Source organism: Photorhabdus hindustanensis (genome assembly GCF_002968995.1).
Taxonomy (GTDB): domain Bacteria; phylum Pseudomonadota; class Gammaproteobacteria; order Enterobacterales; family Enterobacteriaceae; genus Photorhabdus; species Photorhabdus akhurstii.
This window is the reverse complement of sequence record NZ_PUWT01000135.1, coordinates 1-837: the sequence shown is the minus strand read 5'-3', so window position 1 is coordinate 837 and position 837 is coordinate 1. Positions and strand designations below refer to the sequence as shown.

Here is an 837-nt window from a genome sequence, read left to right as displayed (position 1 = left end):
CGTCACCGCTAGCCGGGGTCTGGAATGAATCGGCGATGCAGGCATCAAATGAAATTATCCTGTGCGAAGCGCTGATCGATGCCATGACCTTCTGGTGTGCCGGGTTCCGTAACGTGATCGCCGCGTTCGGGGTGAACGGGTTTAACCGTGAGCACCTCGCAGCCTTGCCGTATCACGGCGTGAAACGGGTGCTGATTGCCTTTGACCGGGACGAGGCCGGAGACCGTGGCGCGGCTAATGTGGCGGCTGATTTACTGGAAGCCGGTATCGAGGCATGGCGGGTGCAGTTCCCGCCGGGCATGGATGCCAATGACTATGCGCTGAAAAGCGGCAACGCTGAACATGCGCTGGGGCTGGCCTTGCAACAGGCGGTCTGGCTGGGACAGGGAACAGCGCCGGGCGCGGTGTTCAGCCATGAGCGGCCCGTCTCGCCGAGTGTGACGGAAAAGCCTCACAATGCAGATGTGGCTAAACCGGCTGCCTTAGCCGCCCCACCGGAGCTGACTGTTGCCCCCGTGCCTTGTGAGCGCACGGCCTGCGGTGAACTGCTGATGAAAAGCGGCCCCCGGGTCTGGCGGGTACGGGGGATGAAAAAATCGCCGGTGCCCGATGTGATGAAAGTCAATGTGCAGGTGCGGGATGAAACGTCCGGCCTGTTCCATGTGGATACGCTGGACATGTATCACGCGCGGCATCGTCAGAACTACATCAGCACGGCGGCGCAAGAGCTGGAATGCGAGCTGTCGGTCATCAAACGCGAAGCCGGGCGGGTATTACTGATGCTGGAGCAGCAACAGGATGCGCAACAGCAAGCCGACGCCGAAGCCTCAGGGACAA

The 837-nt window shown here is 61.3% G+C and carries 1 protein-coding gene; it reads left to right on the top strand.

Annotated features, from left to right (window positions below; genetic code table 11):
* On the top strand, window positions 1–837 hold an 837-nt coding region (locus tag C6H66_RS24585; protein ID WP_146111136.1), incomplete at both ends, for a toprim domain-containing protein.